Source organism: Actinopolymorpha rutila, assembly GCF_013407855.1.
In the GTDB taxonomy this organism is placed as follows: Bacteria; Actinomycetota; Actinomycetes; order Propionibacteriales; family Actinopolymorphaceae; genus Actinopolymorpha; species Actinopolymorpha rutila.
On sequence record NZ_JACBZH010000001.1, the window covers coordinates 6,293,843 to 6,319,112 of the forward strand.

Sequence of the window (25,270 nt, forward strand, 5' to 3'; positions counted from 1 at the left end):
CTAACGCCAGTACTTGACCCGCGGATCGAGCAGCGGGAGCAGGAGGTCGAGGATGAGGTTGGCGGTGAGGACCGCGAAGATCGCCAGGTTGGTGACACCCAGGATCGTGTTGAAGTCGAGGATCTGGATGGCGTTCACCAAGGTCGCGCCCAGCCCCGGGTAGTTGAACAGCTGCTCCACCAGCACGTTGCCGTTGAAGATGAAGCCCAGCGAGATCCCGAACGCGGTCACCTGCGGGAGGTAGCAGTTGCGCAGCGCGTACTTCGTGAGGATCTTCCGCGGCCGCAGCCCCTTCGCCTGGGCGTAGGTGAGGTAGTCCTCGCCGAGCACCGGCACCATCAGCATCCGGGTGGACAGCAACCAGCTGAACACCCCGATCACCACGATCGACAGGCTGGGCAGCAGGCCGTACTTCAGCAGGCTGAACACGAACTCCGGTGAGATGCCCGGTGTCAGCCGGGCGTTGTACGCCGAGCGCGCCGGCAGCCAGGCCAGCTGGTAGGCGAAGACGAACGTCAGGATCAGCGCCAGGAAGTAGTACGGCACGTGCGACAACGCGATCGCCAGGTTGGTGACCAGGTCTGCACCGGCCTTGCCCCGCCGCCACCCGGCGAGCGCACCGACCAGCAGGCCGATCACCCAGGCCAGCACCGCGGACAGCCCGAGCAGGCCGACCGTCCACGGCAGCGCCCGCATGATGACGTCCTGGGCCGGTGTCGGGTAGTTGAGCAGCGACGGCCCGAGGTCCTGCTGGAACAGCACGCGGTACATGTAGTGCAGGTACTGCGAGAAGAGGTTGCCGTCCAGGCCGAACTCCGAACGGTAGCGCTCGATCACCGCCGCGCTGGCCTGCGCGTTGTAGACGTAGTTCTGCTGCAGGGTCTGGATGAACGTCTGGATCGGGTCGCCCGGGATCAGCCGGAAGAAGAAGAACGCGACCGTCACCGCGCCCCACAACTCCACGAGATAGAGGCCGAACCTTCGGACGGCGTAGCTCGCGAGGGGGTGCGCGGCGAGCCAGGACCGCATCCGTCCCGGCTCGACCGCGACCTCCGAGCTCACTTCTTCCCCGTGGGCTGGAGCTTCCCGATCACGAACATGAACTGTCCCCACCAGTTGTTCGGGACCTGGTAGAGGTCGTCGCCGGTCGGCCAGCCCTTCCAGTACGTCGTGTTGTAGTACGACGGGTAGGCGGTCTGGATGACCGGGATCACCGGCAGCCGCTTGTAGTACTCCGCGAGCGCCTGCTGCATCAGCGGCTTGGCCTCCGGGCTCTCGGGGTTCATCACCGCGAGCCGCTGGGACAGCGCGTCCAGCTCGGGGTCGTTCAGCCGCACCTCGTTACGCCCGACCGAGTTGACGCCGATCTTCTTGGCGTACTTCCCCTGCAGGCCGACGTAGAGCTGGTTGGGGTCCCAGGAGACGCTGCACACCCACTGCGAGGAGATGTCGAACTGGCCGCGCTCGAACTTCTCGCTGTGCACCGAGCCGCTGTAGCTGCGGATGTTGGCGGTGACGCCGAGCTTCTTCAGCTCGCTGACGATGAGCTGGCCGATGACGAACTCCGCGCCGTCGACGCCGGACGGCGTGATGACCTCGATGGTGGCCGGCTTGCCCTTCCACATGCGCTTGCCGCCGGCGCCCTTCTTCGCACCCATCTCGTCCAGCAGCTGGGCGGCCTTGGCCGGGTCGTACTCCATCTTGTACTTGCCGGCGACCGACGCGACCTCCCACTTGTCGTTGCCGTCGTAGTCGGCCCAGGGGTACTGGGCGGTCGGCGTCTTCACCGGCCACACCGTCGAGCCGACCTTCTGCCGGTCGATGACGTAGGAGATCACCCAGTGCATGCGGGGGTCGCCGATGATGCCGCGGGCCGGGTCGCAGTTCAGCCACAGCGCACGCGGGCACGGGTCGTGGAACGGCGTGGTGACGAGGTTCGGGTAGCCCTGGCTGCGCAGCGACTTCGCGTGCTGCTCGTCCAGCGAACCGACGTCGAACTCCGCTCGCTTGAACGCCTGGCTGGCCGCGTCCTGGGACTGCGCGGTCGACTGGAAGATGACGTACTGCACCTTCGGGTAGAACTTGTCCTTGTTCCAGTAGTCGGGGTTCAGCTTCCAGACGAACATCTTCTGGCTGGCGATCGCCTTGTCCAGCACGTACGGTGCGGTGCGGATGGGCGGGTTGTCGCGGAACTTCGTCGGGTCCTTGCCCTCCCAGATGTGCTTGGGCAGCACGTCGAACCCGCTGGCGATCGTGCAGATGAAGCCGTAGTGCAGCCGTGGGTTCGGCTTGGACAGCTCCATGATCGCGGTGTGCGGATCGGGGGTGGAGACGTCCTTGACGAAGTCCTTGAGGTCGCCGCCACCGCCGAGGAGCTCGGCGTTGTCGCGCATCAGCAGGACGGTGAACTTGAAGTCCTCGGAGGTGAACGGCTTGTTGTCGCTCCACTTCGCCTTCGGGTCGAACCTGAACGTCAGCGAGGTGAAGTCCTTGTTGTACTCGTAGCCGGTCGCCAGCCACGGCATCAGCTCGCCGGTCGGCAGGTTGAGGTAGAAGAGATACTCCCGCCCCACGGTGTCGAAGCCGTTGCCGGCCGCGTTGCCGTTCGGGATCCGCAGGTTGAAGCTGTTGAAGACCTGGTAGTCGACCTGGCCGATGACGAGAGTCTTGTTCCGCGGCGTCGGGATGTTCGCCTTGCCGACCGCGGGCTCGTTGTCGGCGCCCTCCGGCTTCTTGCCGTTGCCGGAGTAGCTGCCGCCACTACTGGAACACCCGCTGAGGAAGCCGCCGCCGAACAGCAGCGCGGCACCGGCGCCGAGGCCGGTCTTCAGCGCGTCGCGTCGGTTCATGAGCTGATAGCTCAACACCTCTTCGACGTTCTCGAACTTGCGGTCCGACGACTCCATCGGGGCACCTCCATGCATACGCCGAACATTGGGACAGTGCGTCGGCGCCAGACATCTGGGCACACCGATGTACGCCCACGAGGGGCGTGAAAGAAGAGCGGGATGTAACTGAGGGGCGACTCGGCACTGCGTGACGCCGCCCAAGTAAATTCCTGCGGACAGGGGGAGTCAACAGCCTGCGCACGGACAGTGGTTGCCAGATCTGGACCTGTGTTCAAGTTTCGAAACCAGGGCCACGGGTAATCCCCGGAGACTGGGGTGTCCAAGGTCGGCAACCCGCGAGGCAAACCCCGCAGAAGCCGGGAACACTGGCCGGTACGCATGCAAGCTGGGAGGTTGGCGTGTCCCGGGAACAACGCATCACCGAGGCATTCGTCGAGTTGGCCGGCACCGCGGTGAACCACGACGACACCGCCGACTTCCTGCGGCTGTTCGCGCAACGATGTGCCGACCTGGTGGACGCGGCCGGCGCCACCGTGATGCTCGCCGACGACCACGGCCGGCTCGGTCTCGCCGCCACCTCCTCACCGGCGGTCCGGCTGGCGGAGGTCACCGGTCTACGTGTCGGCAGCGGACCCGGCCCGGAGGCCTACGCACTCGGCCGCCCGGTGGCCTGTCCCGACCTGCACGCACCGCCGGAACGCTGGGACCGTTTCGCCGCCGCCGCCCGCGCCGAGGGATACGCCTCCGCGCACGCGTGGCCCCTGCGCGACCGTGACGAGGTGCTCGGTGCGGTGGAGCTCTACCGCACCACGTCCGGTCCATACGACGAACCCGATGCCGAGCTCGCCGGGGCACTGGCCCACGTCGCCGCCATCAGCCTGCTGCGCGGACGCCGGCAACAGCGCGCCGACGTGCTCACCCGGCAACTCCAGCAGGCCCTCGACAGCCGGCTGGTCATCGAGCAGGCCAAGGGCGTACTCGCCGAACGCCGCAGCCTCGGCATCGACCAGGCGTTCGTCCTGTTGCGCGGCCACGCCCGCCGGCACCAGATGCGGCTGGCCACGCTGGCGGGCCAGGTCCTCGACGGCACCGCGGACGGCAGCCTCATCGGCCACCCGGACCCGCGTACGGCCGGCAAGGGACCAGCACCCGCCGAGTCCGCGCGTACGGCCGGGAGATCACCGGGCGTCCGGCCGCAGCCACAGCCGCAGTCGCCGCGCACCCAGCCCGCCCGTCCCGGACCCGCCGACCTGGCCAGGCTGAGTGCACGCCGGCCGACCGGACAGCCGCGTCCGGACCGCCCCTGACGACAGCCCCGCCGGGAAACCCCGCCGGCGTCAGCTCGACCGGACCACCGCGAACGGCGTACCCGTCAGCCGCTGCCGCATCGGGTTGTCGGCCAGGACCGCGACGAGCGTCGAGGCCGGCATCGAGCGGGACGAGACCGCACGCACCGAGCCGCCGAAGTCGTTGATGTCCACGATGGCGACGCCCACGCCGAGCCGGCGCTCGAGGTCGGCGCACACCCGCGCGGCGTGCTCGGGTTCGAACGGCGGGAACAGCAGGTGCTCGTACGGCGGACGGCCGCCGTCGATGTCGCGGGCCAGCGACCCGGCGATGCGGTAGAACGTCCCCTTCACCCCGAAGAACCGCCCGACCGCGCCACCCGCCGCCGCGGCGTAGATGCGGGCCCGTCCGGTCCTCCACAGGACGTACGCCATCTTCTCCGGCACCGACAGCCCACGGGAGCCGGGGCGGGGCCGGACGAACGACGCGAGCAGACGCGCCTCGCGTCCCACCCGTATGTCGCCGGTCGGCACCCCACCGTCCTCGAGCAGCAGGGCGACCTTCTCGCTGATCGCCACGGTGTCGCCGGGTTCCAACTCGAAGAGGTACTCCGACAGCACCTCGGCCAGGTCGTCCTTCTCCGTCAGCCAACGGGTCCTCACCGGAAGCCGCTGGAAGGACCGCCCGTCCACGGTGATCTTCGTCCAGGTGCGCGCCGCAGAAACCGACATGACTCTCCCCCGTCCAGCGCGTCGTCGCCAGGCAAAAGCCAGTCTCAACGCCAGGCAACGCGCCGGTTAAGGGATGAGATCTTTCTAATTTGTCCGCGCATTCGGGAATCTGCAGGACCGATTCCGTTGCGGCGGTCAGAATGTCGGTTTCCCGGTCCTGGCTCGACGAGCCGGTCGAGATCAGCGGCGTGATCAGCCGCGCGTGATCAGCCGTGGGATCCGACCGCGACGTTCTCGCCGACGAGCCGGTATCCCTGACCGCGTACCGTCTGGATGCGCTCCGAACCGAGTTTGCGGCGGAGGTACCGCACGTAGACGTCGACCACGTTGGAGCCGGGGTCGAAGTCGTATCCCCAGACGTGGGACAGCAGTTGTTTACGGGACAGCACCTGGCCGGGATGGCGCAGGAACATCTCCGCGAGCAGGAATTCCCGGGTGGTCAGGTCGACCGCCCGGTCTCCGACGACGGCACGCCTGGTGCGCAGGTCCAGGGAGAACTCGCCGTGGCGTACCACCGTGACCGGCGGGCGCGGAACCGCGTTCAGGCGAAGGCGAATCCGGGCCAGCAGCTCCTCGAACCGGAACGGCTTGCTCATGTAGTCGTCGGCCCCGCCCTGCAGGCCCGCGACCGTGTCCGCGACCGACGTGCGCGCGGTCAGAATCACCACGGGGATGGCGTTACGCGCCTCCCGCAGTCGCCTGAGCACGGTGAACCCGTCCTTGCCCGGCAGGCCGAGGTCGAGCACCATCAGGTCGTATTCGCCGGACGCGGCCTGACGCAGCGCCGAGTCCCCGTCGGTGACGGTGGTGGTGTCCAGCCCGTTGCCCCGCAGGCCCTTCTCGATCAGCGACGAGATGCCCTGCTCGTCCTCGGCGATGAGGATGTGGGTCATCACCGGACTCCTTCCGACTCGTTACGTCCGGTACAAGTGCCGGCCATAACTGCGATTCCCCCGCCAATTGAGTCGTAACTTCGGATAATGAGGCGGATCGAATCGAGGGCAACTGGGGCAATCTGTGGCTGTGAGCATTGGCGGGTATTCACCGCACCAACTGGTGCGCGTGCCGCGGGCAGCACGGATCCGTGTTCTCGGTTGGCTGGTGGCGTTGTGCGCCGTGGTGATGGCCGCGGCCGGCGGTGCCGTGATGGCGATAGAACACGGCCGCATGACCTCAGAAGTCGACGTCGAACTGAGTCGCGATGTCCGCCAACTCGCGACCTCGCAGCCGGTGCGGCTCGACCCCGGCAGCGGGCAGGCCGTCGCGCCGACGCGCCGGGACTTCTCGGCCGCGTTCGCCGCCCACCCGCCGCGACCGGACGAGGCGTACTTCGGCTTCGTCGACGGCCTGCTGCTCGCCCGGTCGGCCGGCAGCGACCTCGCCGGCCCGGCCACCTTCCGCGGTGTCCTGTCCGTCGCACGGGCGACAGCCCAGAAGACAGCCCAGAAGACAGCCCAGACAAAAGCCCGGACAACAGCCGACGGCGCCGCGCCCGGCGAGGTGGCGGCCGCCGACGACCTGCGCCTGCTCAGCACGTCTCTGCCCGGCACAGCCGGCCACCGCGCCACGCTCGTGGTGGCCAGGGACACCACGCGGCTGAATGCCGGCCTCTACGCGGCGTTCCGCACGTACGCCCTCGTCGCGCTGGCCGGGCTGGTCCTGCTGGCCCTGGCCGGGTTCGCGGCCACCGGCCGGATCCTCACCCGCCTGCGGCTGCCGCTACGCGCCACCACGGGGCAGCCGCTCGCCTTCGCACCGTTCACGCTGCACCGGCAGGTCCTCGACGACGCGGGCCACGAGCTACGGACGCCGATCACCATCATGCGCGGGCACCTCGAACTGCTGAACCCGAACGACCGGGCCGAGGTCGCCGCCACCCGCGAACTGGTGCTGGACGAACTCGACCGGATGGCCCGGCTCGTCGACGACCTGGCGACCCTGGCCACCGCCGACCGGCCGGACTTCCTGCGGCCCGCCCCGGTCAACGTCGGCGTACTCGTCAAGGAGATCGCCGAGAAGGCCCGGACCCTCGGGAACCGCGACTGGGTGGTCGAGGCCAGCGCCGACGCCACCGTGGTCGCCGACGCACAGCGGCTGACCCAGGCCCTGCTGCAGCTGGCCGACAACGCCGTACGCCACACCGCCGAGGACGACACCATCGCTCTCGGCTCCGCTGTCGACGAGAGCATCCGGATGGCCAGGCTGTGGGTCCGCGACACCGGCCCGGGAGTGAGCGAGGCCGACCAGGAACGCATCTTCGGCCGGTTCGAGCGCGCCGCCCAGGAGGAGCCGGGGTCCGGTTCGGGGCTGGGTCTCGCGATCGTGGCCGCGATCGCGAAGGCGCACGACGGCCGGGTCGTGCTGTACTCCACGCCCGGCGTCGGTTCGACGTTCACCGTGCTGATCCCGCTGGTGGGCAGCGGCACCGAGCAGGCCGGCGACCGCGCCGGCGAACGGGAGCCCGTGTCCACCGGCCACGCCGGCAGGCGTACCGAGGTGGTCGAGGGCGCCGACGACGACGCGGCGCGGATCCCTGCCTCCGGCCATGTCCGGGTGATCCGCTGAGCGGGGGCCGGCGGGCTGCCGTCGTCCGCTCCTCCGCACTCCTCGTCGGGCTCACCGCCGTCAGCCAGGTGCTCGGCTTCGCCCGGGACGCGGTGATGGCCGCGGTGTTCGGTGCGGACGCCGCCGTGGACGCGTTCCTCGTCTCCCAGGGCGTGATGAACGTCGTCCTCGGGCTGGTCTCCGGAGCCATGGCCAGGTCGCTGGTGCCGCCGGTGGCGCGGGCGGTCGACGAGAACCGCCCGACGGAAGGGCAACGCACTGTCCAGGTCGCCTTGACAGTGACGATGGCCGTCCTGCTGGTGGCGTCCGCGGTGATGTTCGTCCTCGCCGACTCGGTGGTCGACGTACTCGCACCCGGCTTCGACCCGCACACCGAGACCCTGGCCATCACGATGACCCGCATCGTCCTGGTCGCGACGGTGTTCGTCTCCGGCACCAACCTCCTGGCCGGCGCCGCCCAGGCACACGGCCGGTTCTTCTGGGCCGGGGTGCAGGGCGTGCCGTTCAACCTGGTGATGATCGCCGCGATGGTCGCCTTCGGCGGGCGGTACGGCGTGGCCGCGCTGGCCGGCGGTTTCGTCGTCGGGTCGGCCGCCCGCTTCGCCGTCCAGCTTCCGGCGGTGCGCGGCATCGGCCTGCGGCTGCGGCCCTCGCTGCACATCCGTGACCCCGGTTTCCGGGAGATGACGCGGATGGTGCCGCCGCTGCTGGTGGGCAGCGCCATCGTCAACGTCAACACGACGGTCGACCGCGCGGTCGGCTCCGCCCTGGGCGCCGGCACGATCTCCTCCCTCAGCTACGGCTGGCGGGTGGTCACGCTGGCCGAGGTCGTCCTGGTGACGGCGTTCGCCACCGCGTTGTTCCCCGCGTTCAGCGCACTCGGCCGGCCCGAGCGCCGGGGAGAGCTTCGCCGCGCGACCGGACGGGTTCTCGGTGTGGTGCTCGTGGTGATCACCCCGGTGGTGGTGGTGCTCGCGGTGGCGGCCAAACCGATCGTCGTGCTGCTGTTCGCCCGGGGCAGCTTCGACGAGCGGGCCGTCCACCTGACCACGCTGGCCGTGTCGACGTACGCACTGGCGCTGCTCGGCCTCGCGGTGCGCGAGGTGGTGGCCAGGGCGAGCCTCGCGGTCGGCGACAGCCGCGCACCGGTGCTCACCGCGCTGGGCGCGATGGGCGTGAACGTCGTGGGCGACCTGACCCTCGGTGTGCGGTACGGCGTGCCCGGACTGGCGGCGTCCACGTCGATGTCGGTGTTGCTGGCCGCGACCGTGCTCAGCGTGCTGACCGCCCGGCGCCACCGGGCGCTGGCGCTGGCGCCGATGGCGCGGACGGTCCTCGCGGTCGCGGCCGCAGCGGCGGCGTCGGCGGCGACGGGCGCGCTGGTGTCGCGGCAGCTGCCGGACGGGGGTGCCCGGGAGGCGCTGGTCTCCCTCGCCGCGACCGGTGCCTGCTGCCTGCTGACGTACGCCGTGGTGCTCGTGCTCACCCGGGTGTCCGCGCTGGCCGATCTGCGTACCGCCCTGCAGGACCTGACCAGCAGGCGCCGCTGAGTGCCGTCGACCGCTCCCGTCGCACCGAGCGCCGTCGACCAGGCCTCGTCAAGGCGCGCTTGCGCAAGTCCGGCTTGCGCCCGGAACCATCAGCCGCACGGCTCGTCTGCGGCATCTCTCCCCCGAATGTCGGCCCGCGCCGCCGGACCCGCGCATAGGCTGATCCACGTCGCTCTGGGTCGACGGGGGCTTGGGGAGATACGCCCAAGGAGCTCGCCATGTCCGACAGACCGGACAGCCTGCACAACGCGGACGGGCCCGCGATCGCCCGGTTCGGGCTCGGCGGGGCCGACAATGCCGTCGATCCGTGGTCGAAGGCGGCAGCGGAGAACTTCCCGGTCGCGCTGCGGGTGGTGCCCGTACGTATCCGGCAGGACCTGGAGGCGGTCTACCGCTACACCCGGCACGTCCACGACATCGGGGACGAGTCACCCGCCGACCGGTCGGCGGTGCTCGAGCGGCTGGCCGGCATCGAGGCGGACGTCCGCGCGCTCTACCACGGTGACCCGGTGAACGATCCCGTCGTCGCCGACCTCGCCTCGCTGGTGGCCAGGCAGCGGATACCCGCCGATCCGTTGCTACGGCTGGTCGAGGCCAACCGGCGCGACCAGCGCGTCCACCGGTACGACACGTTCGCGGACCTGCTCGACCACTGCCACTACTCCGCGGACCCCGTGGGCGAACTCGTCCTGCTCGTCTTCGGCCGGGCCACCGCCGAACGCGTCCGCCGCTCGAACCAGATCTGTACGGCACTTCAGCTGCTGGAGCACTGGCAGGACGTGGGCGAGGACTACCGCCAGGGCCGGATCTACCTGCCGCGGGAGGACCTGCGGGCGTTCACCGTCGGCGAGGAGGAGCTCGGCCAACCCCGGGCGAGCGAGGCCCTGCGAGCGCTGATCGCCTTCGAGACCGCCCGGGCAAGGAACCTGCTGGAGGCGGGCGCACCGCTGCTGGGCACCCTGTCGGGCTGGGCGCGGGTGAGCCTCGCGGGCTACGTCGCGGGCGGGCGGGCCACCTGTTCGGCGCTTCGCCGCGCCGACTACGACCCGCTGCGCCGGGTGCCGCGGCCCACGTCGCCGGTGATCGCCGGGGCCTGGCTGCGGAGCATGTTCGGTTCCCGGCGTACTCCGGCCGGTCGCCGGGGATGAGAAGGGGATGAACGTCGACCAGGCCTACCGCGAGTGTGCGGCGATCACCCGCCGGGAGGCACGGAACTTCTCGTACGGCATCGCACTGCTTCCCGGGCCGAAGCGGCGCGCCCTGTCGGCGGTGTGCGCCATGGCCCGCCGCGTTTACGACATCGGCGACGGCGACCTGCCCGTGGCCGAGAAGCTGCGCCGGCTGGCGGTGGTGCGCACCCAGGTCGAACGGCTCCTGGCCGGTCCGCCGCCCGATCCCGGCGAGCCCACCGACTCCACCGAGCCGGCGGCCGACCCGGTGGTGGTCGCACTGGCCGACGCCGCGCGGCGGTTCCCGATCCGGCTGGACGCCCTCCTCGAACTCCTCGACGGGTGCGAGGCCGATGTCCGGGGGATGCGGTACAAGACGTTCGAGGACCTGGTGGGCTACTGCCGGCAGGTCGGTGGCTCGGTGGGCCGGTTGTCGCTCGGAGTGTTCGACCCGCTGTCCTACGCCGAGGCCGAGCCGCTCGCGGACACCCTCGGCGTCGCGGTGCAGCTCACCTGCCTCATCCGCGACCTGTACGACGACCGGCTGCGCGGCCGGATCTACCTCCCGGCGGCCGACCTGGACGACTACGCCTGCACCCTGGAACTCCGCGAGCCACGCGAGCCACACGAGTCACACGAACGCCGCGAGGGACCCGACACCGGGCATGGTGACGGCGAGCCGCGCTCCGGCGCCGCCGACGAGGGCCTGCTCGACCCGGACAGCTTCGCAGACCTGGTGCGGTTCGAGGCGAACCGCACGCGGGCGTGGTACGTCCGCGGCCTCACCCTGCTGCCGCTGCTGGACCGCCGCAGCCGGTCGTGCACGGCGGCGATCGCGGGGGTCCACCTGCGGCTGCTCGACCGGATCAGCGCCGACCCCGACCTCGTCCGCACCCAGCGCCTGGAGTCGCCGACCGGGGCGAGGCTGGCGGCGGCGGCGCGGGCGCTGACCCGAGGTGACGCATGACGTCGGTCGTGGTGGTCGGCGGCGGCCTGGCGGGGATCGCGGCCGCGGTCCGGCTGGCCGACCGGGGTGCCCGGGTGACGCTGCTGGAGGCGCGCGCGCACCTGGGCGGTGCGACGTACTCACTGGACCGGCCAGCGGTCGCCGGCCGGTCCGGCCTGGTCGCCGACACCGGTCAGCACGTGTTCCTGCGGTGCTACCACGCCTACCGCGCCCTGCTGGAACGCCTCGACGTGGCCGCGCTCGCACCGGTGCAGGACCATCTGGCGATCCCGGTGCTGCGACCGGGCGAGCATGCGGACAGGCCGGACTGGATCTACCGCACCCGGCGCGGACCGGCGCCGCTGCACCTGGCCCGGTCGCTGGTGGCGTACAAGCCGTTGACCCCGCTGGAACGGCTCCGCGCCGGCACGGCCACGCTCGCGCTGCGCCGGGTCGACCCGGACGACCCGCGCCGGGACACCGCGACATTCGGCGAGTGGCTGCGCGAACGCCGCCAGTCCGGGCGGGCGATCGAGCGCCTGTGGGGGGTGATCGCGGTCGCCGCGCTGAACCTCCCACCGGACGAGGCGTCCCTCGCGCTGGCCGCCAAGGTGTTCCGCACCGCGTTCCTCGGCCGGCCCGAGGCGGCCGACCTCGGCGTACCCACGGTGTCCCTGCGGCAGTTGCACGCCCAGCCGGCGGGCCGGCTGCTGGAAAGCCTCGGGGTCGACGTACGCACCAACGCGAAGGTGCTGGCCATCGAGCCGGTTTCCGATGTCGGCACCGACCCGGCCACCGAGCGGTTCGTCGTGCGTACGCGTACCGGCGAACTCTCCGCGGACGCCGTGGTGGTAGCGGTCCCGCACCAGGCCGCCGCCCGGCTGGTGCCGGCCCGCGCGGTGCCCGACGAGGGGCGGGAACGCTGGGCCCGGTTGGGTTCGGCACCCATCGTCAACGTCCACTTGCGCTACGACCGCCGGGTGACGGCGTTCCCGTACGCCGGTGCGCTCGACTCGCCCGTGCAGTGGATCTTCGACCGTACGCGCGCCGCGGGAGTGGACCGCGGCCAGTACCTCGTGGTGTCGGTGTCGGCCGCGCACGCCGAGGTCGCCATGCCCACCGAGGAACTCCGCCGTACGTACGCCAACGCGGTGGACGACCTGCTCCCGGGCGCGCGCAGCGCCCAGGTGGTCGAGTCGTTCGTCACCCGCGAACCCCACGCCACGTTCCGCCAGGTCCCCGGCACGGCGGCGTTGCGTCCACCCACCCACACCGGACTTCCCGGGCTCACCCTCGCCGGCGCGTGGACCGCCACGGGGTGGCCGGACACCATGGAGGGCGCGGTACGCAGCGGCCTGCGGGCGGCGGACGCGCTCTCCCTCACCAGGACCCCGACTTCGCGACCCCTTGGAGAGGCCCTGCCATGACGCTGCTCCCCACCGAACTCCGCATCGCCGAGACCCACCGGATGGTCGAGCCCGTCCTGCTCGCCGCACTCGACCGGCTCGACGCGGACACCCGGCGCGCCTGCGGCTACCACCTCGGCTTCTGGGACTCCGACGGCCAGTTCCCGGCCGAACCCATCACCCGCGGCAAGGGCCTTCGTTCGGTTCTCGCGGTGCTGTCCGCGCAGGCTGCGCAGGCTCCGCCGGAGGTGGGCGTTCCGGCCGCGCTCGCCTGCGAACTCGTGCACAACTTCTCGCTGCTGCACGACGACGTGATCGACGGCGACACCGAACGCCGGCACCGGCCGACGGTGTGGGCGCGGTTCGGCGTGCCCGACGCGATCCTCGCGGGCGACGCGCTGCTGTCCCTGGCCAACGAGGTGCTCGCCGAGGCCGACTCCGTTCATGTCCACGTGGCCGTACGCCGGCTGGGTGAGACCGTGCGGCAGCTGATCGCGGGCCAGACCGCCGACATCGCGTTCGAGAAGCGCGACGACGTGACGCTCGCGGAGTGCACGAGCATGGCCGCGGACAAGACGGCCGCCCTGCTGGCGTGTTCGGCCTCGCTCGGCGCCGTGCTAGCGGGCGCGCCGGCCACGCTGCTGGCGGCGCTGACGACGTTCGGCCGGCACGTGGGCATGGCGTTCCAGCTCACCGACGACCTGCTCGGCATCTGGGGCGACCCGGTGCGCACCGGCAAGCCGGTGTTGTCCGACCTGCGGGCGCGGAAGAAGTCCGTTCCGGTGGTCGCCGCGCTCACCGCGCCGACGATGGCCGCGGACGAGTTGCGCGACCTCTACCGCCGGCCCGACCCGCTGGACGAGACCGAGCTCGCCCGGGCCGCGTCCCTGGTCGAGCAGGCCGGTGGCCGCGGCTGGACCGAGGACGAGGCGGACCGCCAGCTCGCGTCCGGGATCCGTGCGCTGGCCACGGTCGACCTGCCCGGCCCGGTGCGCGACGACCTGACCCGGATCGCGGGCCAGCTGCGTGGACGGAGCACCTGATGGCCGGCCTGTCCCCGTACCCGGAGTACCACAAGGCCCCGGAGCCCCAGAAGCATCCGGACGACGACGCGCAGGCCCACGCGGCGCTGGAACGTGCCGTCGAGCACCTGCTGGACCTGCAGGACCCCGCCGGCTGGTGGAAGGGCGAGCTGGAGACCAACGTCACGATGGACGCCGAGGACCTGCTGATGCGGCAGTTCCTCGGCGTACGCACCGACGAGCAGACCACGCAGTCGGCGGCCTGGATCCGAAGCCAGCAACGCGACGACGGCTCGTGGGCGAACTTCCGGTTCGGGCCGGGCGACGTGTCCACGTCGGTGGAGGCCTACGTCGCGCTTCGGCTGGCCGGTGACGACCCCGACGACCAGCACCTCAAGCAGGCGCGTCAATTCATCCTTGACAACGGCGGAGTCGAGGCCGCCCGGGTGTTCACGAAGATCTGGCTGTCGTTGTTCGGCGAGTGGAGCTGGGACGACGTGCCGGCGCTGCCTCCGGAGATCGTGCTCGCCCCCCACTGGGTGCCGTTCAACGTGTACGACTGGGGCTGCTGGGCACGGCAGACCCTCGTGCCCCTCACCATCCTCGGCGCACTCCGGCCGAACCGCCCGCTCGGGGTGAGCATCGACGAGCTGCGCACCGGGACGCCCGAACCGCCACCGGACCGGGCGACCACCTGGCGGGGCGCGTTCGCCCGGCTGGACCGGGCCCTGCACCGCTACGAACGCCACCCGGTCAGGTCCGTGCGCAGGCTGGCCTTGCGCCGGGCCGCGGAGTGGGTCGTCGCCCGGCAGGAGAAGGACGGCTGCTGGGGCGGCATCCAGCCGCCGTGGGTCTACTCCCTGATGGCGCTGCACGCGCTCGGCTACCCACTGGACCACCCGGTGCTGACCGCGGGCCTGGCCGGCTGGGAACGCTTCACCATTCGCGAGGACACCCCGCACGGCACCGTACGCCGGATCGAGGCGTGCCAGTCGCCGGTCTGGGACACCGCACTCGCCCTGGTCGCGCTCGGCGACGCGGGCGTGGACCCCGAGGCCGGCCCGATGGTGCGGGCGCGCGACTGGCTGCTGGCGGAGGAGATCACCGTACGCGGCGACTGGTCCGTGCGGCGGCCGCGCACCCCCGCCGGCGGCTGGGCGTTCGAGTTCGACAACGACGGCTACCCCGACACCGACGACACCGCCGAGGTGGTGCTCGGCCTGCGCCGGACCGCCGAGACGCCGCGGCTGGAGGAGGCGGTACGCCGGGCCCGGGTCTGGCTGCGCGGCATGCAGTGCCGGGACGGCGGCTGGGGCGCGTTCGACGCCGACAACACCCGCGAACTCGCCTACCAGTTGCCGTTCTGCGACTTCGGTGCGGTCATCGACCCGCCCAGTGCGGACGTCACCGCGCACGTGGTGGAGATGTTCGCCCACGAGGGGCACGCCGACGACCCGGAGGTGCAGCGCGCGGTGCGCTGGCTGCTGGACGCGCAGGAGGCGGACGGGTCGTGGTACGGCCGGTGGGGCGCGAACCACGTCTACGGCACCGGCGCGGTCCTGCCCGCGCTGGTGGCCGCCGGACTCTCCCGGCACGACCGCGCGGTCGTCCGGGGCGCGAACTGGCTGACCGCGCACCAGAACGCCGACGGCGGCTGGGGCGAGGACCTGCGCTCCTACTCCGACCCGTCCTGGGTGGGCCGGGGTACGTCGACCGCATCCCAGACCGCGTGGGCACTGCTGGCGCTGGAGGCCGCCGGGCTGCGCGACTCCCCCGCCGTCCGCGCCGGTATCGCCTGGCTGGTGGCCACCCAGCGCCCCGACGGTGGCTGGGACGAGCCGCAGTTCACCGGCACCGGGTTCCCCGGCGACTTCTACATCAACTACCACCTCTACCGGCTGGTGTTCCCGGTCACCGCGCTCGGCCGGCTGCTCGCCCCGGCAGGCGACCCACAGGACCGAGCGTGAGGGGAGCTGCGATGCCGGCGGAGTACGTCCTGTGCGCACCGACCCGGTTGGAGGCGGCCGCCGTCCGGCGCGGCCTGGCCGGAGACGCCTCCGCCAGGGTGCTGCGTACGGGCATGGGCCGGCGGCACGCCGAGAGCGCGGCTCACCTGCTCGCACACACCGGCCCGCCGCCGTCAGGCGTCGCGGTGACCGGGGTGGCCGGCGCGCTCGACCCCGGCCTCGCACCGGGCGACGTGGTGGTGGCGACGGAGGTACGCGCGGGCGAGCGCACCGTCGCGTGCCCGAGCGCGCAACTGCTGGCCGCCCGGCTGGCCCGGCTCGGCCTGACCATACGCACCGGGCCCGTGGTGAGCCGGGAGCGGCTGGTCAGCGGAGCCGCCCGGACCGCGCTGCGCGACACCGGCGCCCTCGCCGTCGACCTGGAGTCCGGCTGGCTCGCCGCCGGCCTGCCCACCTCCACCGCGACCGCGTGCGTGCGGGTGGTCGCCGACCCGGCGACCGGTCCGTTGTGGCGGCCGGTGACGCTCGCCCACCTACGGACCGCGGTACGCACGCTCGCCACCGTCGCGCCTGCCCTGGCCGACTGGGGTGCGGCGACCGGGGCGCGGACGGTCCTGCTTCCCAACCCGCGCTCGTTCTGCGCCGGTGTGGAACGCGCCATCGACATCGTGGAGCGGGTCCTCGCCCAGCGCGGCGCTCCGGTCTACGTCCGCAAGCAGATCGTGCACAACTCCCACGTCGTCGCCCGGTTGGAGGGCCTCGGCGCGGTGTTCGTCGAGGAGCTGGACGAGGTGCCCGCGGGCGCCACCGTCGTCTTCTCCGCCCACGGTGTGTCTCCCGGCGTACGGAAGGAGGCCGCCGCCCGCGGCCTCGGCGTCGTGGACGCGACCTGTCCCCTGGTGGCGAAGGTGCACAGCGAGGCACGCCGGTTCGCCGACCGCGGCGACACCGTGCTGTTCATCGGACACGACGGGCACGAGGAGACCCAGGGCACCGTCGGCGAACGCCCGGGCAGCACGGTACTGGTGGAGGACCTCGCCGGCGCCGCCCGCGTGCGGGTACCCGACCCGGACCAGGTGTCCTACCTCGTACAGACCACGCTCGGAGTGGACGAGGTCGCCGAGATCGTCGACGTCCTGCACGAACGCTTCCCCGCGCTGCAGGGGCCCGCGTCGGACGACATCTGCTACGCCACCACCAACCGTCAGCACGCCCTGCGGTCGGTCGCCCGGCAGGCCGATCTCGTCCTGGTGGTCGGCTCCCGGAACTCCTCCAACGCCAACCGGCTGGTCGAGCTCGCCCGCCGCCTGGGCACCCCGGCACACCTGATCGACGACCCGGGCGGCATCGACCTCGCCTGGCTCACCGACGCGGCGACGGTCGCGGTCACCGCGGGCGCATCGACGCCCGCGTCCCTGGTGGACGCGACCGTCGACGCGCTGCGCGGCCTCGGCCCGGTGGACGTGCGCGAGCACGTGGTCACCACCGAGGACATCGAGTTCACCCTGCCGAAGGAGGTGCGCAACCCATGACCATGCCGATGCGGCAGAGCCTGCGAATCGGGCGGTACCTGCTGGCCCAGCGCCTGCGTGGCCGGGAGAAGTTTCCCCTGCTGGTCGAACTCGAGCCGCTGTTCGCCTGCAACCTGCAGTGCGCGGGCTGCGGCAAGATCCAGCACCCGGCCGACGAACTCCGTCGCCGGATGCCGGTCGAGCAGGCGGTGGCCGCGATGGAGGAGTGCGGCGCACCGATGGTGTCCATCGCCGGCGGCGAACCACTCATGCACCCGGAGATCGACCGGATGGTCGACGAACTCGTGCGGCGGAAGATCTACGTCTTCCTGTGCACCAACGCGTTGCTGGTACGCAAGTGGTGGGACCGCTTCGACTTCCGGCCGTCGCGCTACTTCGCGTTCGCCGTGCACATCGACGGCCTGCGCGAACGCCACGACGCGTCGGTGGACCACGATGGCGGTTTCGACGAGGCGGTGGCGGCGGTCAGGTTCCTGCAGGCACAGGGATTTCGGGTCACCACGAACACCACGTTCTTCACCAGCGACAGCCCGCAGAACGTCATCGACGTGTTGGACTTCCTCAACGACGACCTGCACGTCGACCAGATGATGGTGTCGCCGGCGTACGCGTACGAGAAGGCACCCGACCAGGACCACTTCCTCGGCGTCACCCAGACCAGGGAGCTGTTCCGCAAGGCGTTCGCGAACGGCAACCGTGCGCGCTGGCGGCTCAACCACTCACCGCTGTTCCTGGACTTCCTCGAGGGCAAGGTGGACTTTCCCTGTACTGCTTGGGGAATCCCGTCGTACTCGCTGTTCGGCTGGCAGCGGCCATGTTACCTGATGAGCGACGGGTACGCCGCGACCTACCAGGAACTGGTCGAGGAGACCGACTGGGACAGCTACGGCCGGGGCCGGGACCCGCGGTGTGCCAACTGCATGGCCCACTGTGGGTACGAACCGACGGCGGTGCTGGCCACGATGGGGTCGCTGCGCCAGTCGCTGCGGGCGATCGCCGGCGACTGACAAGCGCCCGTTGACAGGCGCGGTGGCTCAGCCGTCGCCGCCCCAGCGCTCGGCCAACCGGTGGTAGGTCGTCGGCGCCAGCGAGCGTACGGCCACCGGGACCCGGAGCCAGGCGGGTACGACGACCTCGGCCTGGTCGCGTTCGACGGCCCGCACCAGCGCGGCCGCCACCCGCTCCGGCGGGATCGGCCGCGGGAAGCGCCGGGCGTAGGGCGCGCCACGCCGGACGAAGAAGTCGGTGTCCACCACGCCCGGGACCACTGTGCTCACCCCGACTCCCGCACCGGCGACCTCGGCCCGCAGGCTGACCGCGAACACGTGCAAGCCCGCCTTGACAGCGGCGTACGCGGACTCACCGGCGACCCCCAGCACCGCGGCGATGGAGGAGACGAAGACGAGGTGGCCGGAGCCGCGGGCGGTCATCGCCGGTAGCACGGCCCGGGTGAGCAGCATCGGCGTACGGAGGTTGACCGTCAGCAGCCGGTCCAGGTCGGCGCCGTCCACGTCCACCGCCGGGCCGACGGCACCGACGCCGGCGTTGTTGACCAGCAGGTCGGGCGCCTGGTCCCGGTCTGCCAGCCGGGCCGCCAGGCCCGCGACGTCAGCGGCGTCAGCGAGGTCGGCGACCAGCGTCTCCCCGCCGGTGGACCGGGCCACCGCTGCGAGCCGGTCGGTGTCCCGGCCGACGAGCAGCAACCGGCAGTCGGCGGCGGCCAGCCGCTCGGCCACCGCACGCCCGATCCCGCCGGATGCGCCGGTCACCACCGCGAACCGCTGGGCGACCCGCACTCACACCTCCCGCAGCAGCGGAGCGAGACGAGCGAACTGCTCGGTCGCCGTGCGCAGGTCGGGCGCCACCGGTTGAACCAGGACGTGATCGGCGCCCGCGGCGAGGTGTTCGCGGACCCGGCGCGCGACGGCGGCCTCGTCACCCCATGCCAGCACCGCGTCCACGAACCGGTCGCCGCCGATCTCGTCGGCGTCGAACCCGAGGCGCACGAAGTTGGTCGCGTAGTGGCCCTGTTTGGCGGTGAGGACCGGCCCGACGTACTCCGTCACCAGCCTGCGCACATCGGAGCGGTTCGAGGCGAGCACCACCATCTGGTGCGGGACGACGAGCTTGTCCGGGCCGACGGCCTTGCGGGCACGGGCGGTCTGCTCGACCGGCATCAGGAAGGGGTGCACGCCGTCCGCGCGCTCGCGAGCCAGGTCGTGCATCCGCGGACCGAGCGCTCCCAGCACCCGGGCGAACGGCGTCGACGGATGCGGCGGCGCGGCGGCGGCCGCGTCCATGTCGTCGAGATAGCCACGCATCCGCCGCAGGGGCCGGTCGTCGTACGTCTGCCCACCCGCGCGCTCCACGACGGCTCGCGCGCTCACGCCCAGGCCGAGCACGAACCGGCCTGGGTATGCCTGGGCAAGGGTCGCCGCGCCGCCCTGCATGGCCGCAGGATGGCGAGCCCAGATGTTCGCCACGCCGGCGCCGACGACGAGGCGCCGGGTCGCGGCGAGCAGGAGACCGAGGTGGGCGAAGATCTCCTTGCCACCGATGCGGTCGCCGGTCCACAGCGAGCCGTACCCCAGGTCCTCCGCGGCGACCACGGCATCGCGTTCGGCTTCGGGAGTGGTGATGTCGAGCATGGCCGGCGGCAGCCACACGCCGACCCGGCCCAGCGCGGCTCGCGCGGTGGCGACCGACCCGGTCGACGTCATGGCACGCGATCGGAGTTCGCCTCGCCCCGCATCACACCTCGGGCGGGACGTCGGTCTCGCGGTAGACGCGCCGCTCGGCGGTGGTCTGCCGGCCGTTCTCGATGACCTGCCGCTCGCTGATCGAGGCCGCCCGGCGCCGCTTGTTCCACAGCGTCAGCGTGATGGCCAGGATGCTCGCGCCGGTCAGCATGAACACCCAGCCCACGACGTCCAGGCTCAGCCAGTCCGGCTGAGCCTTCACGGCGAAGGCAAGGATCGCCCCGAATGCGATGAGAAAAATGCCCGCGCCGATACTCATGTCGGAACCTCCGTCGAACGTCGCGTACCCCCATATTCAACTACTTTCCGGCGGCCGACTCCGGCACCCGCACATCGTGGGCGCGTGCGGGGTACCGGAGTCGGCCAGCGGCGGTGGCCACAACGGCCGCTACGGCAGCCGGCCGCCGGTGACACCGAGGATCTGCCCACTGACGAAGCTCGACTCCTGGGAGGCCAGGAACACGAACGCGGGCGCGAGCTCGGCCGGTTGGCCGGGCCGGCCCAGCGGCGCGTCCGCACCGAACGACGCTGCCTTCTCCGCGGGCATCGACGCCGGGATGATCGGCGTCCACACCGGACCGGGCGCCACGGAGTTGACCCGGATGCCGCGCTCGGCGAGCTCCTCCGCGAGGCCCTTGGTGAACGTCACGATGGCGCCCTTGGTGGTGGCGTACGGCAGCAGCGCCGGCGTCGGCTGGTAGGCCTGGATCGAGGAGGTGTTGATGATGGTGCCGCCCTCGGGCATCGACGGCAGCACGGCCTGGGTGAGCCAGAACATCGCCAGGATGTTGGTGCGGAACGTGTGCTCCAGCAGGTCCGACGGGATCTTGTCGAAGCTGTCGAAACTCATCTGGTACGCCGCGTTGTTGACCAGGATGTCGACCTGGCCGAACTCCTTCACCACCTGGTCGGCCAGCCGGCGGCAGTCGCCCTCCTCGCTCAGGTCGGTCGCGAAGCGCAGCACCTTGCGGCCGGCCTCCTCCACGACCCGCGCGGTCTCGGCCGCGTCGGACTCCTCGGCCTCGAGGTAGGCGACCGCCACGTCGGCACCCTCGCGGGCGAAGGCCAGGGCGACGGCCCGGCCGATACCGGAGTCACCACCGGTGATCAGCGCCTTCTTGCCCTCCAGTCGGCCCAGCCCGCGGTAGGTGTCGTAGCCGTAGTCGGGCTTGGGGTCCATCTCCGAGTCCAGGCCGGGGTGTTCCTGGGTCTGCCCGGGAAAGTCCGGGCGGGGGTGCTGGTGTTGCGGGTCCTGCTGGGTCGCCTGGTCCGGTTGGTCGCGCTGTGTCATGGATCTCCCAGCTCGTGCACTTGTGATGGCCCGCCGGTCGCCGCCGCGGAACGCTCGTGCCGGGGACTTACCCCGTAAGTCCCTCCGATCACGTACGGGAGCGACCCACCCGTCGCTCCGTTTCGCACCGGCGACCACCGGTCCTCCTTCTCGGACAATCCGCCCAGGTCAGGCGCGGTTTGCCTGCCGCCGGTCCGGGACGCAGGCTGGCAGTGAGGGGTGCCTGCCGCGTACCGGAACCGCGAGGAGAGTGAGGAGAGTTCCGTGACACAAGGACACGCCAAGATCACCAGTGAGGTCTCGGGCAAGGACGTCGCCAAGGTCCTGCAGCCGGTCCTGGTCGACCTCGTGGGCCTGGCCCTGAACGGCAAGCAGCTGCACTGGCACGTGCGGGGCCGCTACTTCCTGCCCGTCCACGAACGACTGGACGCCGTGATCGACGACGCCCGCGAGTTTGCCGACACCGTCGCCGAACGCCTGGTCGCGCTCGACGTGCTCGCAGACGGGCGGCCCGCGACAGTGGCGACGACCACCAACCTGCCGGAGGTGGCGCCGGGCTTCACCAGCGACGACAAGGTCGTCGGCGCCGTCGTCGACCAGCTCGACGCCACGATCGCGCGGGCACGCGCGGCGATGGAGGCGCTGGAGACGACGGACACGGTGAGCCAGGACATCGTGATCGAGGCCCTGCGGGCGCTGGAGAAGCACCGCTGGATGTTCGCCGCCCAGCTCGGCTGAGCCGCCCGAAGCCCGAGCTGCGCGGCTACTTCGCCTCCGACCAGCGGGCGACCACGCTGACGTCGGCGACGAAGCGGACCGAGCTGCCGGACGCCCAGAACGCCGCCGTCGACTCCAGCGCGCTCGTCAGCAGTGCGGCGGCCGCGTCGGTGTGCTCGGCGGGTACGTGCAACAGCAACTCGTCGTGCAGGCACAGCACGATCCGGCCGCCGAACGGGCGCAGGCCGGTGCGCACCGCCGCCGCCCACGCCTTGAAGAACTCTGCCGCCGCACCCTGGACGACGGCGTTCCGGGCAAACCTGCCGTGGCCATGACGCCGGGCCCGGTCCGATGGCCGCGAGCCCGGTGGTGCGTCGGCCGCGAGAGGGTCCACGAGGTCGTCGCTGCCTTCGCCGCTGTCGCCCTCGCCGGGGCGGAGCCGGATCAGCCGGCCGCCGTGCGTACGGATGTCCCGGCCGACCAGGCCGGCCTCCTCGGCCGCACGGAGGTAGCCGATCGCCCGTGGGTAGGCGCGCTCCATCCGCCGCAGGGCCGCACCGGCCGTGCCGGAGGTCTGGCCGTACATCGCGGCCAGGACGGCGACCTTCGCGGTCGGCCGGTCACAGTGCAGCTGCGCGGCGACCGGGGCGTACAGGTCGTCGGCGCGCGCGGCCCGGGCCAGCGCGGCGTCGCCGGACACCACCGCCAGCACCCGGGGTTCGATCTGGCCCAGGTCGGCGCGGACCAGCACGTGGCCTGGCTCGGCGGCGACCGCCACCCGCAGCCCGGCGGGGAGGTTGTGCAGCCCGGCGCCCGCGGTCATCCGGCCGGCCGCGCCGTCGGAGGCCGCCCAGGTCCCGCGCAACCGGCCGTCGGCACCGACGTGCCGGTCGAGCCAGCCGTAGCCGTAGGTCGTGGCGATGCGTTCGGCCTTGCGCCAGTCGAGGAACGCGGCCACGCCCGGATGGGAGTCGCGGAAGGGCTCCAGCCGCCAGGACCGGGTGTCGGGAACGTGCAGCCCGATCCGGCCAAGCAACTCGCGTACCTGCACGGGGTTGCGCAGGTCGACGCGCCCTCCGCCCTCGGCCGAGCCGGAGCGGAAGAGGTCGACCACCGCGGCGTCCCGGTCTGCCCGGGCGGCCGTCTCGGCGGCGGGAGTGGCCAGGCGGGGTCCGACGAAGCCCGAGATGTACTGCTCGGCCGCCCGGCGGTCGAGCGGAAGCCCGTCGTGCTCCAGCTCCACGGCCAGCAGGGCGGCGGCGGACTCGGCATACGCGGTGAGGACGGCCAGCGGGAGCACCCGGGGAGTGGCCCGCGGGTCGGGTAGTGCCCGCAGGCCGGCGTCCTGGGCGGCGCGGACCCGCAGGGCGAGCGCGGCCCACCTGGCCGCGCGGTCGAGCACGTCGTCCGCGCGACCTCTCACGTGGTCGGCGAGCCAGTCCTGGCCGGCCAGGTCGGCCCGCAGCTGGCCGTCGTGGGTGAAGAGGTCGGCGGACCCGGCATCGGAGCCGACGTCGGTGCCGGCCCCGGAGCCGGCACCGGTGTAGGCGGCGGGCTCGGACCAGTCGAGCAGGGTCACCTCCCGCCGGGGCGGGGATGGCTCGGGCAGGCCGGTGGCGGCGGCCCACACCGCGGCCGGGTCGTCGCGCCGGCCGCCGAACAGCACCCGGTGGGTGGCGGCGAGGTCCCAGCAGGCGCGGACCCGGACGTCCGCTGCGAGCAGCTCGCCGGCTGTGGTGCGGGCGTCCCACCAGACCCACCTCGGCCGCAGCTCCCGGTCGAGCTCGGCGACCAGCCCGGCAGGATCGGCGCACGGGACGGCCCGGCGGTGGCCGTCGACGGCGAGGCCGACGCCCTGGCCGCGGACCACGACCAGCGCGACGCAGCGACCGGGCGTGGCTTCCACCAGCCGAGCGAGCTCGGCCGTCGACCACGGCTCCATGCTGATCATCCTGCCCGTGACCACCGACAGTCCCGCCGGACAGTCCCGGCAGACCGTCCCGGCAGTCCTGGCGGACAGTCCCATCGGGGACGGCCGACGCCGTTGGCCGGATCGTCCAGGGTCCAAGGTCCTCAGAACCGGACCGGAATTCGCCGCAGATTTTCCCGCAATACGGACATCGAGCTTGGCATTCGTCCGGTCGATCCCGCAAACTGCCCAAGGTCGGCCACGGGGGCCGAACCGGCAACACAACGCAAAAGCACCATCGCACCACGGCTCCCGGAAGGCTTCCGGCGCCGGCACATCTGCCGGCGTCCACCGTTCGTCGCGTGATCTTCCTTTGCCCCGCGCACCCCCGCCCGCTCGGCGGAGTCCGGTGCGCAGTTGCGGGCTGCCCGCGTCCTGGGGACGTGCCGTGAACGCGCCGCCACTGACGAAGGAGATCGCTCGATGCCGCCGAAACCGCCGCGACGCAGGTCAGCCCGACATCGCTCCGACGGCCCCAGCGGCCTCGCCCGTCCCGGCGACAGTGCTCGTACTCCCCGCCGGCCCCTTCGCGTACTCGCGGTCGTCGCCGGCGTACTCGCCCTCGCCGCGGGCGCGGTGACCCCGTGGATCCTCACCCGCCAGGCCGGGCACCTCGACGACTCCGCCGCGAAGGTGGCGGCGTACGACTCGGTGAGCAAGCAGGTCGACACGGCCCGCGAGCGCGCCGGGCGTGAGCGCGCCTCCCGCTCGCAGACCCGGGTGGCACCGCCGGCGAAGCCGACCGCCACGGCGACCCCCACGCCGAAGTCCACACCGAAGGCGACGAAGAAGCCGACCCCGAAGGTCACCAAGAAGGCCACGCCGAAGCCGAAGGCGACCCCGAAGGCCGCGAAGAAGGCCACGAAGAAGACCGCCCCGAAGCCGAAGGCCACCAAGAAGGCGGTCGTCAGGAAGCCGGTGGTCAAGCGCTCCGGCGACGGCCGTCCCAACTTCGCGCTGCCCGCCAGGTGCGGCACCAAGCTGCGGTTCACGACCTACGTCGGACACGCCCCGGACGACATGAAGATCGACTTCTTCAACGAGAGCGGACCGACCGACGGCATGGTCGTGGGGGCCTCGGCCGCCGGCACCGTGGTCAAGCTCTCCGAGCCGGGCGGAGTGAAGATCGACCACGGCAACGGGTGGTACACGCTGTCCCTGCACATGCAGGAACGCGACGTCTCCGTCGGCCAGAAGGTCAAGCAGGGCCAGCGGATCGGCCTGGCCGGCGCGGTCGGCACCGGCGTCTCCCACCTGCACTACGAGCAGATCTACGACAGCAACCACGACGGCTGGGCCGACAGCCCCGGCGAGATCACGCACTCGCGTCTGCAGGGCGTGCTGTACTCCGTGCAGCCCGGCGGCGCCGAGCCGGTGGTGGCGAGCACCAACTCCTGCTGAGCGTCTCGGCCGGTACGCCGGCCACACGCCGGCCACACGCCGGGCACCGGTCGCGTGACCGATGCCCGGCGTACCGACGAAGCACTTCGCGACACGCCCTAAGCTCGGC

Annotated in this window: 21 protein-coding genes; 12 read left to right on the forward strand and 9 right to left on the reverse strand. The window is 71.9% G+C overall.

Annotation, left to right across the window (positions count from 1 at the left end; genetic code table 11):
• Both F4554_RS28280 and F4554_RS28285 read right to left on the reverse strand, forming a co-directional pair.
• Positions 1-1,062: an ABC transporter permease gene (locus tag F4554_RS28280; protein ID WP_337796233.1), complete on the reverse strand. Its 1,062-nt coding sequence runs from the start codon at positions 1,060-1,062 to the stop codon at positions 1-3.
• Positions 1,059-2,906, reverse strand: coding sequence for an ABC transporter substrate-binding protein (locus F4554_RS28285; RefSeq protein WP_179790599.1), 1,848 nt, complete (start codon positions 2,904-2,906; stop codon positions 1,059-1,061). The genes F4554_RS28280 and F4554_RS28285 overlap by 4 nt, the downstream gene beginning before the upstream one ends.
• Positions 2,907-3,247: 341 nt before the next feature.
• Between F4554_RS28285 and F4554_RS28290 the strand changes: the two genes are divergently transcribed.
• Positions 3,248-4,156, forward strand: a complete 909-nt coding sequence (locus F4554_RS28290) for an ANTAR domain-containing protein (protein WP_179790601.1) — start codon at positions 3,248-3,250, stop codon at positions 4,154-4,156.
• 30 nt (positions 4,157-4,186) lie between these two features.
• Here F4554_RS28290 and F4554_RS28295 read toward each other — a convergent pair whose 3' ends face one another.
• On the reverse strand, positions 4,187-4,867 hold the full coding sequence (locus tag F4554_RS28295) for a hypothetical protein (RefSeq protein WP_238341428.1): 681 nt from the start codon (positions 4,865-4,867) through the stop codon (positions 4,187-4,189).
• A gap of 206 nt (positions 4,868-5,073) precedes the next feature.
• On the reverse strand, positions 5,074-5,760 hold the full coding sequence (locus tag F4554_RS28300; protein WP_179790603.1) for a response regulator transcription factor: 687 nt from the start codon (positions 5,758-5,760) through the stop codon (positions 5,074-5,076).
• 130 nt (positions 5,761-5,890) lie between these two features.
• On the opposite strand from F4554_RS28300, the gene F4554_RS28305 reads away from it, so the two are divergent.
• The 9 genes from F4554_RS28305 to hpnH all read left to right on the forward strand — a co-directional run bounded on the left by F4554_RS28305 (position 5,891) and on the right by hpnH (position 18,031).
• Positions 5,891-7,432, forward strand: a complete 1,542-nt coding sequence (locus tag F4554_RS28305; protein ID WP_179790604.1) for an ATP-binding protein — start codon at positions 5,891-5,893, stop codon at positions 7,430-7,432.
• Positions 7,429-8,982, forward strand: coding sequence for a murein biosynthesis integral membrane protein MurJ (gene murJ / locus F4554_RS28310; RefSeq protein ID WP_238342455.1), 1,554 nt, complete (start codon positions 7,429-7,431; stop codon positions 8,980-8,982). Before F4554_RS28305 ends, murJ begins: the two co-directional genes overlap by 4 nt.
• A 218-nt stretch (positions 8,983-9,200) precedes the next feature.
• On the forward strand, positions 9,201-10,130 hold the full coding sequence (gene hpnC / locus F4554_RS28315; protein ID WP_179790606.1) for a squalene synthase HpnC: 930 nt from the start codon (positions 9,201-9,203) through the stop codon (positions 10,128-10,130).
• Between the two features lie 7 nt (positions 10,131-10,137).
• Positions 10,138-11,118, forward strand: a complete 981-nt coding sequence (locus F4554_RS28320) for a phytoene/squalene synthase family protein (protein ID WP_179790608.1) — start codon at positions 10,138-10,140, stop codon at positions 11,116-11,118.
• Positions 11,115-12,524, forward strand: a complete 1,410-nt coding sequence (gene hpnE / locus F4554_RS28325) for a hydroxysqualene dehydroxylase HpnE (RefSeq protein ID WP_179790610.1) — start codon at positions 11,115-11,117, stop codon at positions 12,522-12,524. The genes F4554_RS28320 and hpnE overlap by 4 nt, the downstream gene beginning before the upstream one ends.
• Positions 12,521-13,546, forward strand: coding sequence for a polyprenyl synthetase family protein (locus F4554_RS28330; protein WP_179790612.1), 1,026 nt, complete (start codon positions 12,521-12,523; stop codon positions 13,544-13,546). The genes hpnE and F4554_RS28330 overlap by 4 nt, the downstream gene beginning before the upstream one ends.
• On the forward strand, positions 13,546-15,492 hold the full coding sequence (gene shc / locus F4554_RS28335; protein WP_179790613.1) for a squalene--hopene cyclase: 1,947 nt from the start codon (positions 13,546-13,548) through the stop codon (positions 15,490-15,492). The genes F4554_RS28330 and shc overlap by 1 nt, the downstream gene beginning before the upstream one ends.
• Entirely contained in the window at positions 15,489-17,024 is a 1,536-nt protein-coding gene (ispH, locus tag F4554_RS28340) for a 4-hydroxy-3-methylbut-2-enyl diphosphate reductase (RefSeq protein ID WP_337796234.1), read from the forward strand. The genes shc and ispH overlap by 4 nt, the downstream gene beginning before the upstream one ends.
• Complete coding sequence (hpnH, locus tag F4554_RS28345) at positions 17,021-18,031, forward strand: adenosyl-hopene transferase HpnH (protein WP_179790614.1); 1,011 nt, start codon at positions 17,021-17,023, stop codon at positions 18,029-18,031. Before ispH ends, hpnH begins: the two co-directional genes overlap by 4 nt.
• Before the next feature lie 27 nt (positions 18,032-18,058).
• Here the strand turns inward: hpnH and F4554_RS28350 are convergent, their stop codons facing one another.
• From F4554_RS28350 to F4554_RS28365, 4 genes are all read right to left on the reverse strand, one after another.
• Positions 18,059-18,820, reverse strand: a complete 762-nt coding sequence (locus tag F4554_RS28350; protein WP_179790616.1) for an SDR family NAD(P)-dependent oxidoreductase — start codon at positions 18,818-18,820, stop codon at positions 18,059-18,061.
• A complete protein-coding gene (locus tag F4554_RS28355; RefSeq protein WP_179790618.1) occupies positions 18,821-19,744 on the reverse strand; it encodes a TIGR03620 family F420-dependent LLM class oxidoreductase in 924 nt (307 codons plus the stop codon).
• A gap of 31 nt (positions 19,745-19,775) precedes the next feature.
• Positions 19,776-20,042, reverse strand: a complete 267-nt coding sequence (locus F4554_RS28360) for a DUF6458 family protein (RefSeq protein ID WP_179790619.1) — start codon at positions 20,040-20,042, stop codon at positions 19,776-19,778.
• Positions 20,043-20,171: 129 nt separating this feature from the next.
• On the reverse strand, positions 20,172-21,074 hold the full coding sequence (locus F4554_RS28365; protein ID WP_179790621.1) for an SDR family oxidoreductase: 903 nt from the start codon (positions 21,072-21,074) through the stop codon (positions 20,172-20,174).
• Between the two features lie 264 nt (positions 21,075-21,338).
• Between F4554_RS28365 and F4554_RS28370 the strand changes: the two genes are divergently transcribed.
• Complete coding sequence (locus F4554_RS28370; protein ID WP_337796235.1) at positions 21,339-21,812, forward strand: Dps family protein; 474 nt, start codon at positions 21,339-21,341, stop codon at positions 21,810-21,812.
• 25 nt (positions 21,813-21,837) lie between these two features.
• Here F4554_RS28370 and F4554_RS28375 read toward each other — a convergent pair whose 3' ends face one another.
• A complete protein-coding gene (locus F4554_RS28375) occupies positions 21,838-23,733 on the reverse strand; it encodes a DNA polymerase (protein ID WP_238341429.1) in 1,896 nt (631 codons plus the stop codon).
• 450 nt (positions 23,734-24,183) lie between these two features.
• Between F4554_RS28375 and F4554_RS31660 the strand changes: the two genes are divergently transcribed.
• The gene (locus F4554_RS31660; RefSeq protein ID WP_202889494.1) at positions 24,184-25,161 is read left to right on the forward strand and encodes a M23 family metallopeptidase; all 978 of its coding nucleotides are present in this window, start codon (positions 24,184-24,186) and stop codon (positions 25,159-25,161) included.
• The last annotated feature ends 109 nt before the right edge of the window (positions 25,162-25,270 follow it).